We start from the raw sequence: 13,803 nt of genomic DNA, 5'->3' as shown, positions 1-13,803 counted from the left end.
TAAATTATTTCATGCGAATAACCTCGCACAAAGCTAATCAATTCTTCTCACTAGTTCTTAAGATCCTGGTGGTCCTGGCCGCAGTATCTTTTATCTGGTATAAAGTGACTCGTGATGAGGCCATGGACTTCGACCGTTTTGTGGAAATACTCGAGGATTACAGGATCTTTTCATTTACCAATTTGATAGTTTTAGTAATCTTAACCATTTTAAACTGGTATTTTGAGATCCTGAAATGGCAAAATTTAAGCAGTCACGTACGGGAAAACTCATTCAAAGTTGCCACCCGCGAAAGTCTGGCTTCCTTTACTGCTGCTATTTTCACCCCCAGTCGCATAGGGGAATATGGAGCCAAGTGTCTTTATTACACCCGGGCAGCCTGGAGGAAGATCATTTTCCTCAACTTCCTGGGCAATACTGCTCAATTATTTGCAACTTATTTCTTTGGAATTGCAGGCCTTTTGTTTCTCATTACTTCCCTCGACCTGGCACTGCCCGTATTTAATATCATCCTGGTATCATGTCTATTATTTGCCCCATTTATTCTTTATGTGGCGATGAAAAAATTCAGGATTCGTATTAAGGGGTACTCCATTAAGAGGCTGGAGGAATCTTTCCAGAATGTTTCTGAAGAAATAAAGTGGAAAACGATCATTTTCGCGAGCATAAGATTTTTGATTTTTACCCATCAGTTTTATTTCCTGCTCTTGCAGTTTAAAGTGGATGTCTCCTATCCTTTGCTTATATCCGCCGTTTTCAGCACCTATGTTCTTGCTTCCATTATTCCTACTATGATCATTTTTGATGCTTTTATAAAAGGAGGATTTGCAGTCTGGATCTTCGGCTTTTTGGAAGTACCCCAAATTATCATACTTACCGTAGTCCTTACGGTTTGGATCCTGAATTTTGGTCTTCCCGGTCTTGCCGGCAGTTATTATGTACTTAGGTACAAAAAGTCAAAGCACAGAACAGCATGATCGCGACAGCGGTTATCATTACGCTGCTCTATTCTCTGGCAATGCTATTCCTACTGTACGGGTTTTCAAAGGCCTCCTATTTTTGCGGAAAAAATTCAGCTCCCAAAACCACTTTTTCGATAGTCATTCCCTACCGGAATGAAGCTGAAAATCTACCCCTGTTGTTCAAATCTCTTCTGAAGCTGAGGTATCCTCTCGAAATGTTTGAAATTATAGCAGTTGATGATGCTTCCGAAGACAGTTCGGCTGAATCATGGGAGGAATTCCGGAAGGGAAATCCTCAGTTCAACATCCGGTTACTGCAGAACTTCAGAAAATCGGGTAGTCCAAAAAAAGACGCTATAGAGCTGGCAGTTTCGACATCAAACAACGAATATATTTTAACCACAGATGCCGATTGTGAGGTGCCACAGTTCTGGCTACAGAAATACAATTCCTTCATTTCGGAGACTAATGCAATTGCTGTTGCCGCCCCGGTGGCCGTAAAATATACAGGCGCAAAAATGACATTTTTGAAGCGCTTTCAGGAGCTGGATATCTTTAGCCTACAGGCGGCAACCATTGGAGGCTTCGGGGTAAATCAACCATTCATGTGCAACGGAGCAAATTTTTGCTATTCAAAAATGGCATTTTTAATAGTTAACGGATTTCAAGGAAATAATGAGATCGCCAGCGGGGATGATATTTTCCTGCTGGAGAAGTTTCAGGAAAAAGGGTTCAAAACGGCATTTTTGAAATCCCCTGTTGCTGTAGTGTCCACTGCCCCCAATTTCTCCTGGAAGCAGCTATTCTTTCAACGAGTGCGATGGGCTGCAAAAACTTCAGCTTATAAAAGTTTTTACTCCAGAGGACTAGGGGTGCTTGTGCTGTTAATGAATGTCTTAATTTTATTTCTCTTTATTTTTGTGCTCCTGGATCTGGCTCAACCTTTATTGTTGTTGGTCATTTTCCTGCTGAAAGTCCTCCTGGACTTCTTACTTATCTACAGCAGTGCAAAATTTTTTAACCGGAAAAGAGCAATGAAAACCTTTATTTTAAGCAGCTTGATCTATCCTTTCTTTAGTAGTGCAGTTGCAATCTATTCTCTTTTCTCAGGATATCAATGGAAGGGCCGCTACTTTAAAAAATGAGCCCCGGCCAATTTTTTATTATCTTTAATTTCATTGATTTTCAAAAATGCTAAAATCGCAGATCCTTTTATTTGGTATATTTTTTTGTCTTGCGCTTTCCATGACCGCACAGAAAATCTATATCATTAATAATGACACTTTGCAACTCAACCGGGAAGTGAAGGGGCCTTTGACTCTTTTTTGGACAGAAGAAGGTCGCAATTACCGCTATTTTGTACAAAAGGAAAACCGAATGGTAGAACTGCTTAATCCTAATGGAAATGAGCTGTACAAAAAACAGCTGGCAGAACTAACGGCAGATGCTAAAATTAAGACGAGGGATGTACAGTTTGTGCTTTACAGTCTAAGACACTTCGCCAACACATATAATTCGCTCGTAGAAGAAGATTACGTAAAGAATGAATCCACAGATGATATAAAGCAAAGAATCAGTCTTTTTACCGGACTCTCTAACAACATTTATACAGATAATCCAAATAACATCCTGGCACCCGTAGCCGGTTTGGAATATGAATTCTATGATCCAAACCTGGCACCACGACATTCAGCTTTTCTACAGCTGCGGCACAATTTTAACCAGAACGAATATCGCTATAGCGCCACTCACTTCTCCCTGAATTACAGGTTCAAGGCGCTGTATTTTAAAGGTTTCGACTTACATATAGATGTAAGACTGGCTACCCTTTACTATTCACAGGAAACGATCTCACTTACTAACGAAATGGGAGAAATAGTGGACGTACGTGAGGAAAGTGGCTTCACTTTTACTGCTCCCTTTAGCTTTGGGATAGGCAGTGAGATAAAAATTACCCCAAACAGTTTTATTACCGTTGGCTACAATGATATATATTCTGTCGTGCTTGATGGTAACGGCAATTTTCCCATCGATTTTACAGTAGGATATAAATACAGCCTTTAAGTTTATTCAGCTTTTATAACCACCGGCATTCTAAAAGAAGTTTTTACCGGAATCCCGCGTTTGGTCGCCGGATAGATCTTTGGCAGGGAATCAACACTTTGGGAAAGCCATGATCTTATTTCGGGCAGCTGGTCCAGCACTAAGGAATCAATCTCCATGGAATCTATTTTCGGCATTCCTTTTTCAGAAATCCTGAGGTAGAGGTAGAGCGTATCGTCCAAAGCTTCAGTCACTACAGGTTGTTTGGCCTCCAGCCTGGAATAAAAGTATTGAGCCACCTTATCCCCAAAACAGGCCTTTGCGGCCTCGACTTCAGTAATACTACGACAGTCGGAAAAAGCAGGATATTGATCAACCTCATGCCAGTTAAAGCCTCGTGTTTCTTCAATGAGAATTTCTTCCGAAGAGATTTTCCTTGTCTGGAATTCTTCACAGGAGACGAGCAACAGCGGAAAAAATAAAATGAGTAAAACTTTCTTCATTCGGAAACAGGAACTTGTTCCAAAAATAGTGGAAATAAAGGAGTCTGAACAAATTAATCCTTCTATTTATCCTCTGAAACTGAAGCTTGCATGTGAATTTCTTCCTTAATATCTTTTACTCTTATCTGCGCCAACTTTACAAGCTGTCTGGTGCCGCCACTTCTATATTTGTCTAGATATGCCTGGTATTGTTTTAGCCGGGTTTCGAGATCTTTATAATAAGAATCGGCTGCTATGGCACGTTCAAACATTGCCCGTTCATTATCGGGATTTTCTTCAAGTGCTTTATTGAAGTAGGTCAGCGCCTCTTTTGGTTTTTCAGAAAATTTATAAGTAAGACCGAGGCTGGTATATTCTTCATCCAAAATCATATCCTTAAGCAAAATCGCCTGCAGCAAATGCTCTTCAGAATTTTCATATTCCCCTATTAGAGCATAAAGTTTCCCCAACCTGTAATGGGTGGCATGGTTTTCATTTTCATAATCCAGTGCCGAATTGTAATGTGATATGGCCATGTCAAAATTGTCCAGGTGAAAATATGAAGTTCCAAGTCTACTGTGAATAAATTCACTACCTTCACCCATTGCAACCAGATTTTCAAATTCTTCTATTGCCAGTTCGTATGCCTTCTGAAAATAATATGCCTGGGCTAAAATGGAGAGCAGGGTACGATTGGAAGGTTTTGTTTCGAGTCCCTGTTTGCTTAATCTTTCTGCGCGAGCCAATTTACCCTGGATCAGTTCACTTTTTGCCACTTTTGCTAACGCCTGTTGATGATCATCCTGAAGCAAAATCGTGAGGTTAAAGTGTTTCATAGCAGTAGAATCCTTCAGTTTTTCCTTTACTAATCCCATTTGATAACGAAAGTTTGCGTTCATGGGATATTCTTTTGCAAGCAGTAAAAAAATGCTGTCGGCTTCTTTAAGTCTTCCGGTTGAGGAAAGCAACTTCCCATATTCTACGGCAGTGAGCACACGGCCGGGGTTGGATTCTAAGACTGACTTGTAGTTGTTAAGAGCAGCAGCTGTCTTACCACTGGCTTTTTGGGCCCGGGCAAGTTTCAGCAAAACAGCCTCTGACTTTGTTACTTTTTCCAGCTCCTCAATTGCTTCGGAATAATTGCCTACTGCATAAAGGATATCGGCAATGTTTAAAGCCGAAGTTTGAGCTTCGGCTTTAGTGGCTATAAATAATAATAAAAGAAAAATAAATGATTTCATCTATTACTTAATTCTGACCTTCTTGCTTCTCCTTTTCTGAAGAAGCTGGTTGGGGAATGTTAAAAACGATTGGCAAAGAATAAAGAACGGCCACCTCTTCTCCACTGTGCATGGCAGGTTGCATATCCGGTAAATTATTTACAATTCTTATTGCCTCTGCACTAAGATCGGGATGAGGTGCTCTTGACCTTACATCTACAACTTCTCCCGACTCAGATACCTTGAACTGAACGTAAATCCGGTTTAAACCGGTTAAACCTAATTCTTTGCCCAGATTAGTATTAAAATTTTTATTAACGTATTGATTAATATTCTGCGAAATACATTCTTTCCTCTCCTCATTCGTAGTCAAATTTTCACACCCGGGATATATTGGAACCTGCTCAACAACGGCAAACGGTATGGGAAGATCTTCAATTGTATCATCCACTCTTTCCACAGTTGCAGAAGGGGCAGGCGGTGGCGGTGGCGGTGGCGGAGCAACCTGAGAGGCAACAATTGGTGTCTGTCCCTTCGTACTGCTACAGGAAGCATAAGTTAACATTCCCAGCATTAGCGGCAGAATGATTAGAAATTTAAATTTTGAAACTGATCCTGATTTGTTTTTTTGCAACATAACTATTCGTTTTTTGATGATTGAATGATTAAAAAATTGATTGATAAATGAAATATCTTCTGTATTAAATGCTGAGTTTAACAGCTGCTGGAAATAGACCTGTTTTTTGACATTCTTGACTACCCCGGCATCGGCGAGGAATTCGTGTAGCGTCGAAATTCTGTTCTGGTAAATGTAAACAAGAGGATTAAACCATAAGACAATTCTAAGAATTTCGAAAAACAACAAATCCAGCGTATGTTTCTGCCTCACATGGACCAATTCGTGAGAGAGAATTTGCTCCCGCTCTTTTTCAGAAAGTTGGGCGCCAAGAAAGACAGTATTGTAAAAGGTACAGGCAATTTGTGATTGCGGTACCTCCACTATCTTCATCTCATGATTGCTCACCAGTGGTTTATGAGAAAATAGTTGTTTGAGAATCCTGAACTTATTGAAGAATACTCCGAGGCTAAAGAGGAATCCCGCGCAGTATGCAAGCAGCCACCAGTTGAGAGTCGCTGCAGCTGAAGCAGAACCCTTAGATTCCTGACCTGTGACAGCCGATGAATTTTCACCGAGAAAAATTTCCGGCAAGACAATCATATTTTCAGGAGGAATGGCCTGTTGAAGAAACTCTAATTTCAGCAATGGTAAAATCATGGCCAAAACCGGCGTGATCAAAAGATAAACCCGGTTGTAGATGAAAAAAGTCTCTTTTTTTAGTAATAGCTCGTATACCAGTAAAAAAACAAGCTGAAAAGCGATGATCTGTAAAATGTAGTGCAGCATTATTTCTCTTTTTTATTGATCTCCTTAAGAATGGCTTCCAGTTCCCGGGTGTCCATTTCGTTCTTTTTCATAAAGAAGGACACCATGCTCTTAAAGGAACCGTCGAAATATCCGTCGATGAGTTTATTCATACTTTGGTTGGTATAAGTCTCCTTTTCCACCAGCGGGAAATAGATGTAGCCTTTTCCCTTTTTCCGATGGTCCACAAATTCCTTATTTTCCAGGATGCGAACTATTGTAGACACTGTGTTGTACGCGGGTTTGGGTTCAGGGATTTCCTCTATAATTGAAGCCACATTAGCTTCTTTAAGATCCCAAAGGATCTGCATGATCTCTTCTTCAGCTTTGGTCAGTTGTTTCATAATTCCCTGTATGTTTCTGCTAATATACAACTAATCATTTAGTTTAAACTAATGTTTTAGTTTAAATTTATTTTTTCTTTCTCTATCTTAGCTGAAAAATTTTAAATATGGACCTAATTTTGGTGGCCCTGGCAGCCATTTTAATGCTTATTGGTATACTCGGAAGTTTTCTTCCTATGTTACCCGGAATTCCCGTAAGCTGGGGCGGTTTACTGTTGTTGCATCTCACGTCGGTAATTCCAGTTAACTATACCTTTTTGGGGTTCACCCTGGTTATCACCATCATAATATTTGCACTGCAGTATGCCATACCTGCATTGGGAACAAAATATCTTGGAGGCAGCAAACAAGGTATGTTTGGAGCTACAATCGGGTTGTTTGCAGGGATCTTCATACCTATTCCGTTTGCTATTCTTATCGCTCCTTTTATAGGAGCATACTTAGGTGAAATTTTAAATAAAGCCGATTCCCGTACTGCCTTAAGAGCCGCCTCGGGTTCCTTTGTTGGGTTACTCGCCTCTACCTTTATGGAATTCGTGGTGACTTCCATTTTTCTTTTGCTCTTTATCTATAAACTTTGGGAATTTAAAGAAGTCCTCTTTTAGCATAGAATAGAAAAAGGAGGATTTATTTTGTTATCTTTGGGCCTGCTTTTAATTCATATTCACAACCCTAATTCCCGGCTTCCCCGCCGATGACTCACCTTTAAATATGAATCTTGACGTTGTTGTAATTGATGACGATGCAATCGTCTTATTCCTTCACAAGGTGCTTATAAAAAAAAGCAGGCTCTCCTCCAGCGTGATTGATTTTCTTAGTGCTGAAGAAGCACTGGAGTACATTCACCACCATGATTTCTCCCGTTACCTGTTAATTTTGCTGGATATTAATATGCCTCAATGCAATGGATGGGAATTTCTTAAAAAAATTGAGAGTTTCCCTCTAAGAGAGAAAATTTTTGTAGTAATGGTCACATCTTCTATGAATGAAAGTGATCGTCAAAAAGCTATCCAATATTCCCGGGTGATTGATTATTATGAAAAACCTCTTTCTAAACAAGCTTGTGAAAGGATTTACATGAAACTTATTCCAAAGCTTAATTCTTAATTTTTACTCGAAAATTTTAACGTATGCCCTATCAAATAATAAGTTATCCTTAAATAGGACACCTTTTAAGATTACTTTAGAAACATCTGCTGAGGAATATTCCTAAATTGGAATATAACCAATTAAAAATCAGATATGAAAAAAAGTATTCTTATTCTATCTACACTAATTCCCACACAACTTTTAGCACAGGAAGAAACCGGTGCAGCCTATTTTCTTGAAGACACCAACTTCTTCATAGTAGTAGTTGCCGGAGTTTTACTGGCGCTCGGGTTCCAGCTTTTGCTAACTGCATTATCCGTAGCAGGAGGAATTACAGCAGTAGGAAACATCCGGAAAAAAGGACATAAAGATTCTTCCAAAGATCGTCAAAAGGCGCATAATGATGATGACGATGATGACGGAATGAATGTGGGACAAAAAGTATCCACAGGACTTGGAGCATGGACTCTAATCACCACTTCTATAGCGCTTTTCTTTGCCAGCTTACTGGCTGTAAAACTTGGTCTTATAGGTGCCAACTTTATTGGAGCCACATTAGGACTGGTAATTTGGGCTGCTTTTTTCATGTTAGTAACCTATCTTGAAGCAAGTATGGTGACCTCTCTCGTAGGTGGTCTTGCATCGGCCGTAAAACAAGGTCTTTCGTCTGCCGGTTCAGCGTTCTCACAATCTGATGCCAGTGTGGCTAAAGATGTCGCTAAAACCCAGGCCAGGACAGAAGCAAAAGAAATGAGAAAGCAATTGGAAAAATTGTTCTCTACTAATGATGTCGATAAAAAAGTTGAAGATTATGTTCAACAACTAAAACCCCAAAAGGTAGACATTAGTAATATTAAGAAACAGATTAAGGATTTGCTGACGGATCTTCAGGTTACTGAAAAAGCTGATTTCGACTATCCAAATTCAGTAAAGAAATTAATTCTTGAAGAGGCCGATAAAAGTACTCTTTCCAAAGAGGATAAAGAGGCCGTGAAAGAGCATGTCAAAAATATTAAAAACATTGCGCAGGGGGATGGTTCTCCGGAAGAAAAAGCTAAAGCAGGTATTGAAGATCTTACTCCGGCTGACAGACAACAAATAGATAAGTATCAGGAAGAGATCAGAAAAGCTTTAAAGAATACAGATAATAAGGAACTGCAACCGGATAAACTGGAACAGGACCTTAAAAGAATTCTGAACGAACCTAAAGAAGCCAGTAATATTGCTAAAGCAAAGGCGAGTGCAATGGATCGAAATACCCTTGTTCAACTTCTTGCATCGCAAAATATGAGTGAACAGGAGGCAGATCAAAAGATCTCTCAGGTGGAAAAAGTCTTTAATAAAGTGAGTTCTTTCTTTAATGAGAAGAAAGGCGATGCTAATGTAGAGAAAAGCCGATTGCAGAAGAAAGAAGGAGATGTTGAAGCCAAAGTTAAGAGCATGTTCTCAAGCGGAAAGTCTGATCTGAACAGAATATACTCAGATTTCACTTCGATTTTCCAGGATTCAGGAGCCGGTCCAGATTTAAAATATAAACTGGAGCATTATAATAAGGAGGAGATGATCACTATGATCACGAACAAAACTTCTCTTAGCCGCAGCGAAGCAGAGCCTATAGCTGATAAAATTGTAAGTGCCAGAGATACTGTTCTTGAAAAAGCTTACAATGTACAAATCAAAGTGAACGAGAAAATGGCTGAAGCCAAAGACAAGGCTCTAATTGCTGCCGAAGAATCAAGAAAAGCAGCCGCAACTGCAGCATGGTGGCTGGTAGCGACCGGAATTGTTTCGGCCGCAGCATCGGCAATAGGTGGGATGCTCGCACTTGAAGGGATATTTTAGAAAAAGAAATACCTGTGAAAGGAAAATCCTTTCACAGTACTACATATAAACTTAAAAAAGAATATTATGAAACGATTTATTTTAGCATTTGCATTTTTATTTACTGCAAGCAGTGCATTTTTATCTTGTAAAGATGCCGAAAGAGAGGTCGGAGAAACAGAAATACTTGAGGACGATCTGGAAACTGAGGTTTTTGATGAAGAGGTTATGGATGACGGTTTTGGAGAATATGATCTCGACGATGACAATTTATGGGATTCAGATGAATTTGGAGAAGCCTATGACGATGATTGGGCCACCTGGGATGTCGATTCAGACGGTTATCTGGATGATAACGAATTCTATACCACCTACTATGGTTGGGTAGATGCCGATAACGATGGTCTTATTGGTGAGAATGAGTGGAATGAAGGCTATAACAACCTATACGGGGACTACGGTGCTGTAGGTGATTTTGCAGAATACGATCTTGACGACGATGGATTTCTTGATGAGGATGAATGGTATGAAGGATGGGGCGATTCTGACTGGTTTAATGATTATGACCTGGACGATGATGGCTTAGTAGATAACGATGAATGGGGAGATGGTCTTTTCGGCCTTTGGGATGAAGATGATGATGGATTCTGGGATGAGGACGAATATAACACCTATACTGTCTACTATGACACCTGGTAATCACTACTAAAATTAGCATTACACGGGAGCCGCCTAAAATCATTTTAGGCGGCTTCTTTTTTTTACGGGTTAAATACTAAGCTAAATATTAATTTTTACGATTTATTTCAAGTTGAATCATAATTCGTTGCCAATATTAAAATAAGTGATGCATGAGTCCTCTACCTTCACCGATTCAAACCCAAATTAATATATTATGAAATTTAGATTTTTAATAGTTTCCATAGTTTTAACGACCTTCACCTTTACATCCTGTAGAGAGGAAGTAAACAATGAAACAATTGTGCGCGAAGTAAGAGTGGAGAAGGAAGACATAGAAGTTGCAGAAAAAGAAAATGAAGGCATCCTTGAAAGAACAGCCAGGAAAGTAGATACCGAAGTCAACAAAGAAATAGATGAAGAAATTGAGAAAATAGGAGATGATAACTAAATAATATCCCCGGAACTTAACGAACTATAACCAGGGATCTGGTGATCCCCACAAAAGGCCTGGCTTATGTCAGGCCTCCTTTTTTTAATGGCGGATAGTTTTAAATTCACTTTTTAATTCTTCCATTGACTGCTGTAACTGTTTAAGCAGGCTGCTTTCTGAGGGTGCATCCAGATTAAAGGTTAGCTTGGAATTTACCTGCCATAACTCCTGGATATCATTCACTCGCACCTCAATAGGCAGGTACTCTTCATTTAGTGAAATTAGTAGAAGTTTGGAAGGATCGGGTAGTTTTTGAATTTTTTTTACCAAAACCGAATCATAAAGGACAACAACATAAACCCTGTTATTGCTCGCTTCTTCAATCGTTGGAACCGCCTTGCCCAATACCCATTCGCCCGGTCTAAAATTGGGTAACATACTGTCACCTTCAATCTGAAATCCCCTATGAGTGGCATTCCGATATTCAGGTAAAGGAATATCAAAGGCAGGCAGTTGCTGATACCACTCCACATCCTGCACGTTATGCGGGTAACCTGCCGCCGCCTTCACATTTACCAGCACAATGTTCTCTTCCTCTGCACTGTTAAGGCTAACCACTTTGGGACTTATATCTCCTTTTGTGACTTGAAGATATTTTTGATTACTCTCCCCAAACAACCACATAGGATTAATCCCGAATTGCCGCAAAAGTTCGGCCACTACTCTACCGGAGAGTTTAGTGCGCCCCCTCTCTATATCGGCAGTAGAATTTTTGATACCCAGCAAGCCTGCAAACTCTGTTTGAGTAAAATTATTTTCATCCCTTACCTCCTTAAACCTTTTGATTTCTTGTGATACATCTGTTCCCATACTAACAAATTTAATATTTTTTGGAAAATATCCTACTAAGGTCTAGGATAATATCCTAAAATCCTGAATTTTCTAATCATTGGTAAAGAAGTAACATTCCTTTAGGAACTTAAAAAAGGAATAAATCCTATTTTTCTATGATGAAAGAACACTACCTGATTCTGGCAGGCCTTGGATTTGCTACCATTATTATGGCATGGCTGCCGTCTTTTTCCAAAAAACTCAGGATTAGTTCCCCAATTGTACTATTACTTATAGGATTCGGACTTTTTGCCATTGGATTACCCCTGGGTTGGCCCGATCCTCTGTGGAATGACCGGGATCTTATGTATTTTTCAGAAGCTCTTGTAATTATTTCTCTTATGGGAGCCGGTCTAAAGATGGGGCAGAATTATTCTTTTAAGGCCTGGCGTAAACCCCTTCTCCTCGTATTTGTAACCATGCCTATCTGCATGATATCTGCCTATTTCCTGGGGCAGTATTTCCTATTGCTGAGTGTGCCTTCAAGTTTATTACTGGCCGCGGTACTTGCACCAACAGATCCTGTCCTGGCTGCAGAGGTTCAATTGGATGATCCCATGGAGGAAGAAGAGTACCACGATGACATACGGTTTACTCTAACCGCCGAAGCAGGCCTAAATGACGGAATCGCTTATCCCTTTACCTACCTGGCAGTTCTTGTAGCCCAAGCAGGAACCTGGGCTGCTTTTAGTTTTTCAGAATGGTTCTGGGATAAATTAATTTTAAAAGTGATTATAGGTGTAATTGCGGGAGTGTTTATTGGGTGGTTGATCGGAACTTTGATGGATCGCCTTTACAAGTACGCCGGAGTAAAAACATTTGTTGGTTTCCTGGCTCTTTCCCTTACATTCATGACTTATGGTGCTACAGAGTTAATTCATGGCTACGGCTTCCTCGCCGTATTTTTTGCGGGTTTTAGCCTTAGATACTATGAAAAAGTTGGTCAGGATTACAAGAAAAAACTCCACGATTTTATTACGGAAATGGAACATCTTTTTATGGTGATCTACATCCTCCTCTTTGGGGGTTCCATAATGAATGGGATGCTTACTCTTACCGACTGGAAAGGAATTGCTTTCGCCTTTATATTCGTGCTTCTTGTAAGGCCTCTTGCAGGGCTTATTGCCCTGGGAGGTTTTAAGGAAAGTTTCAAAAGTAAATTAGCCGTCAGCTTTTTTGGTATAAGAGGAATAGGTTCTATCTTCTACCTCTCATGGGCTTTCGTCACCTTCGATTACTTTGATCACAAAAATGAGCTGTACGCTATAACTGCCTATATAATTTTAATATCTATTGTAATCCATGGGTTTACCGCACCTTCTGTTGTGGGCCATTTTAAGAAGAAAAGACAACCTAAACCGGAAGAAAAGGGGAATTAACAATTGTTTATAGAAACAAAAATTTAATCTACCACCGGTTTTCCTTATTTTAAAGAATATCAGAAAAATCAGTTATGAAATATGATTATCTACCACCAAAAAAATTTGATAAACCTTCCGAAATTTCATCTTCAGGATGGAAAAAAATTGCTCTAAGGGTAAAGGATGAAATAGGAGAAAATAATGTTTCCATAGTTTCCGCCGGAGTAGCTTTTTATGCTTTTCTCGCAGTATTTCCTGCAATTGGAGCTTTAGTCTCCATTTATGGACTCGCAATGGATCCTGAAAGTATTCAGCAACAACTTGACAATATATCCTCTGTGATGCCAGATCAAGCTCTGGAAATTTTAGAAAAACAACTTGAGGACATAGTTTCTACCTCCGGCTCCGCCCTGGGATGGAGCATGGCCCTGGGAATTCTTTTTAGTCTCTGGAGTGCAAACAAAGGAACAAAATCACTTTTTACCGGGGTTGACATAGCTTATGGGACTAATGACGACCGCGGATTTATCAAACAGAATGCCCTTACTCTTCTATTTACACTGGCAGCAGTCATTCTGGTTATTATAAGCATGGGTGTGATTGTGATATTCCCGGCAATTGTGGAACATTTAGGACTACCTTCGGGCATAGAAACGCTTATTAGTTATGGTCGCTGGTTGATCTTGGCAGCAATTGTAATCTTTTTTCTTGCAGCTATTTATAAATATGCCCCGGCAAAAGAAAGCTCAAAATTTAAATGGGTGCTTCCGGGGGCTTTACTGGCCACCGTCCTGTGGTTAATTGCTTCCTGGGGATTCTCTTTTTACGTAAAGAACTTCGGAAGTTATGGAGAAGTCTATGGGTCTATTTCAGCAGTGGTAGTAATGCTTTTATGGCTTTTCCTCACCAGTTTCATTATTCTTCTGGGGGCCGAACTTAATTCTGAAATCGAGAAGTATGCCAGTCACCCTAAGGAATGACCTCAATGTCATGACTACTATATAAATTAGGCAACCTTCGAAAACCTGATCCACGTCATATTTTCCAATCCGCTCA

General features: G+C 39.8%; 15 protein-coding genes. 10 read left to right on the top strand and 5 right to left on the bottom strand.

Going from position 1 to position 13,803, the window contains the following annotated elements; all coding sequences use genetic code 11:
* Positions 1-11 precede the first annotated feature (11 nt).
* Genes H148_RS0106645 through H148_RS0106635 form a run of 3 tightly spaced genes read left to right on the top strand, consistent with a single transcriptional unit; the run spans position 12 to position 3,026 of the window.
* On the top strand, positions 12-977 hold the full coding sequence (locus H148_RS0106645; RefSeq protein ID WP_029034114.1) for a lysylphosphatidylglycerol synthase domain-containing protein: 966 nt from the start codon (positions 12-14) through the stop codon (positions 975-977).
* Positions 974-2,107 (top strand): glycosyltransferase, encoded by a 1,134-nt coding sequence (locus tag H148_RS0106640; protein WP_029034113.1) that lies wholly within the window; start codon positions 974-976, stop codon positions 2,105-2,107. Before H148_RS0106645 ends, H148_RS0106640 begins: the two co-directional genes overlap by 4 nt.
* Before the next feature lie 46 nt (positions 2,108-2,153).
* On the top strand, positions 2,154-3,026 hold the full coding sequence (locus H148_RS0106635; protein WP_029034112.1) for a hypothetical protein: 873 nt from the start codon (positions 2,154-2,156) through the stop codon (positions 3,024-3,026).
* 2 nt (positions 3,027-3,028) lie between these two features.
* On the opposite strand, the gene H148_RS0106630 is transcribed toward H148_RS0106635, so the two are convergent.
* From H148_RS0106630 to H148_RS0106615, 4 genes are all read right to left on the bottom strand, one after another.
* Positions 3,029-3,508 (bottom strand): hypothetical protein, encoded by a 480-nt coding sequence (locus tag H148_RS0106630; protein WP_029034111.1) that lies wholly within the window; start codon positions 3,506-3,508, stop codon positions 3,029-3,031.
* Between the two features lie 62 nt (positions 3,509-3,570).
* On the bottom strand, positions 3,571-4,728 hold the full coding sequence (locus tag H148_RS0106625) for a tetratricopeptide repeat protein (protein ID WP_029034110.1): 1,158 nt from the start codon (positions 4,726-4,728) through the stop codon (positions 3,571-3,573).
* A 7-nt stretch (positions 4,729-4,735) separates the two neighbouring features.
* The gene (locus H148_RS17355; RefSeq protein ID WP_051286247.1) at positions 4,736-6,112 is read right to left on the bottom strand and encodes a M56 family metallopeptidase; all 1,377 of its coding nucleotides are present in this window, start codon (positions 6,110-6,112) and stop codon (positions 4,736-4,738) included.
* On the bottom strand, positions 6,112-6,474 hold the full coding sequence (locus tag H148_RS0106615; protein WP_029034109.1) for a BlaI/MecI/CopY family transcriptional regulator: 363 nt from the start codon (positions 6,472-6,474) through the stop codon (positions 6,112-6,114). The genes H148_RS17355 and H148_RS0106615 overlap by 1 nt, the downstream gene beginning before the upstream one ends.
* A gap of 107 nt (positions 6,475-6,581) precedes the next feature.
* Between H148_RS0106615 and H148_RS0106610 the strand changes: the two genes are divergently transcribed.
* From H148_RS0106610 to H148_RS0106590, 5 genes are all read left to right on the top strand, one after another.
* Positions 6,582-7,079, top strand: a complete 498-nt coding sequence (locus H148_RS0106610) for a DUF456 domain-containing protein (RefSeq protein WP_029034108.1) — start codon at positions 6,582-6,584, stop codon at positions 7,077-7,079.
* Positions 7,080-7,185: 106 nt separating this feature from the next.
* Positions 7,186-7,581 carry a response regulator gene (locus H148_RS0106605; protein ID WP_029034107.1) on the top strand — a complete coding sequence of 132 codons (396 nt, stop codon included), beginning with the start codon at positions 7,186-7,188 and terminating at the stop codon, positions 7,579-7,581.
* Between the two features lie 135 nt (positions 7,582-7,716).
* Positions 7,717-9,405 carry a hypothetical protein gene (locus H148_RS0106600; protein WP_029034106.1) on the top strand — a complete coding sequence of 563 codons (1,689 nt, stop codon included), beginning with the start codon at positions 7,717-7,719 and terminating at the stop codon, positions 9,403-9,405.
* A gap of 66 nt (positions 9,406-9,471) precedes the next feature.
* On the top strand, positions 9,472-10,083 hold the full coding sequence (locus H148_RS17350) for an EF-hand domain-containing protein (protein ID WP_037324707.1): 612 nt from the start codon (positions 9,472-9,474) through the stop codon (positions 10,081-10,083).
* Positions 10,084-10,279: 196 nt separating this feature from the next.
* Positions 10,280-10,513, top strand: a complete 234-nt coding sequence (locus H148_RS0106590) for a hypothetical protein (protein WP_029034105.1) — start codon at positions 10,280-10,282, stop codon at positions 10,511-10,513.
* Positions 10,514-10,597: 84 nt separating this feature from the next.
* On the opposite strand, the gene H148_RS0106585 is transcribed toward H148_RS0106590, so the two are convergent.
* Positions 10,598-11,365: an XRE family transcriptional regulator gene (locus H148_RS0106585; RefSeq protein ID WP_029034104.1), complete on the bottom strand. Its 768-nt coding sequence runs from the start codon at positions 11,363-11,365 to the stop codon at positions 10,598-10,600.
* Positions 11,366-11,502: 137 nt separating this feature from the next.
* On the opposite strand from H148_RS0106585, the gene H148_RS0106580 reads away from it, so the two are divergent.
* Together H148_RS0106580 and H148_RS17345 are read left to right on the top strand one after the other, a co-directional pair.
* Complete coding sequence (locus H148_RS0106580) at positions 11,503-12,765, top strand: cation:proton antiporter (protein WP_245583392.1); 1,263 nt, start codon at positions 11,503-11,505, stop codon at positions 12,763-12,765.
* Positions 12,766-12,839: 74 nt separating this feature from the next.
* Positions 12,840-13,727 (top strand): YihY/virulence factor BrkB family protein, encoded by an 888-nt coding sequence (locus H148_RS17345; protein ID WP_037324704.1) that lies wholly within the window; start codon positions 12,840-12,842, stop codon positions 13,725-13,727.
* The last annotated feature ends 76 nt before the right edge of the window (positions 13,728-13,803 follow it).

The organism is Salinimicrobium terrae DSM 17865 (assembly GCF_000424665.1).
GTDB lineage: Bacteria > Bacteroidota > Bacteroidia > Flavobacteriales > Flavobacteriaceae > Salinimicrobium > Salinimicrobium terrae.
The sequence above is the reverse complement of the archived record's forward strand: the minus strand, read 5'-3'. Positions and strand labels throughout refer to the sequence as shown.

Coding starts and splice junctions, on each gene's coding strand:
- H148_RS0106645 (WP_029034114.1), top strand. CDS start 12: ATGCGAATAACCTCGCACAAAGCTAATCAATTCTTCTCACTAGTTCTT.
- H148_RS0106640 (WP_029034113.1), top strand. CDS start 974: ATGATCGCGACAGCGGTTATCATTACGCTGCTCTATTCTCTGGCAATG.
- H148_RS0106635 (WP_029034112.1), top strand. CDS start 2,154: ATGCTAAAATCGCAGATCCTTTTATTTGGTATATTTTTTTGTCTTGCG.
- H148_RS0106630 (WP_029034111.1), bottom strand. CDS start 3,508: ATGAAGAAAGTTTTACTCATTTTATTTTTTCCGCTGTTGCTCGTCTCC.
- H148_RS0106625 (WP_029034110.1), bottom strand. CDS start 4,728: ATGAAATCATTTATTTTTCTTTTATTATTATTTATAGCCACTAAAGCC.
- H148_RS17355 (WP_051286247.1), bottom strand. CDS start 6,112: ATGCTGCACTACATTTTACAGATCATCGCTTTTCAGCTTGTTTTTTTA.
- H148_RS0106615 (WP_029034109.1), bottom strand. CDS start 6,474: ATGAAACAACTGACCAAAGCTGAAGAAGAGATCATGCAGATCCTTTGG.
- H148_RS0106610 (WP_029034108.1), top strand. CDS start 6,582: ATGGACCTAATTTTGGTGGCCCTGGCAGCCATTTTAATGCTTATTGGT.
- H148_RS0106605 (WP_029034107.1), top strand. CDS start 7,186: ATGAATCTTGACGTTGTTGTAATTGATGACGATGCAATCGTCTTATTC.
- H148_RS0106600 (WP_029034106.1), top strand. CDS start 7,717: ATGAAAAAAAGTATTCTTATTCTATCTACACTAATTCCCACACAACTT.
- H148_RS17350 (WP_037324707.1), top strand. CDS start 9,472: ATGAAACGATTTATTTTAGCATTTGCATTTTTATTTACTGCAAGCAGT.
- H148_RS0106590 (WP_029034105.1), top strand. CDS start 10,280: ATGAAATTTAGATTTTTAATAGTTTCCATAGTTTTAACGACCTTCACC.
- H148_RS0106585 (WP_029034104.1), bottom strand. CDS start 11,365: ATGGGAACAGATGTATCACAAGAAATCAAAAGGTTTAAGGAGGTAAGG.
- H148_RS0106580 (WP_245583392.1), top strand. CDS start 11,503: ATGATGAAAGAACACTACCTGATTCTGGCAGGCCTTGGATTTGCTACC.
- H148_RS17345 (WP_037324704.1), top strand. CDS start 12,840: ATGAAATATGATTATCTACCACCAAAAAAATTTGATAAACCTTCCGAA.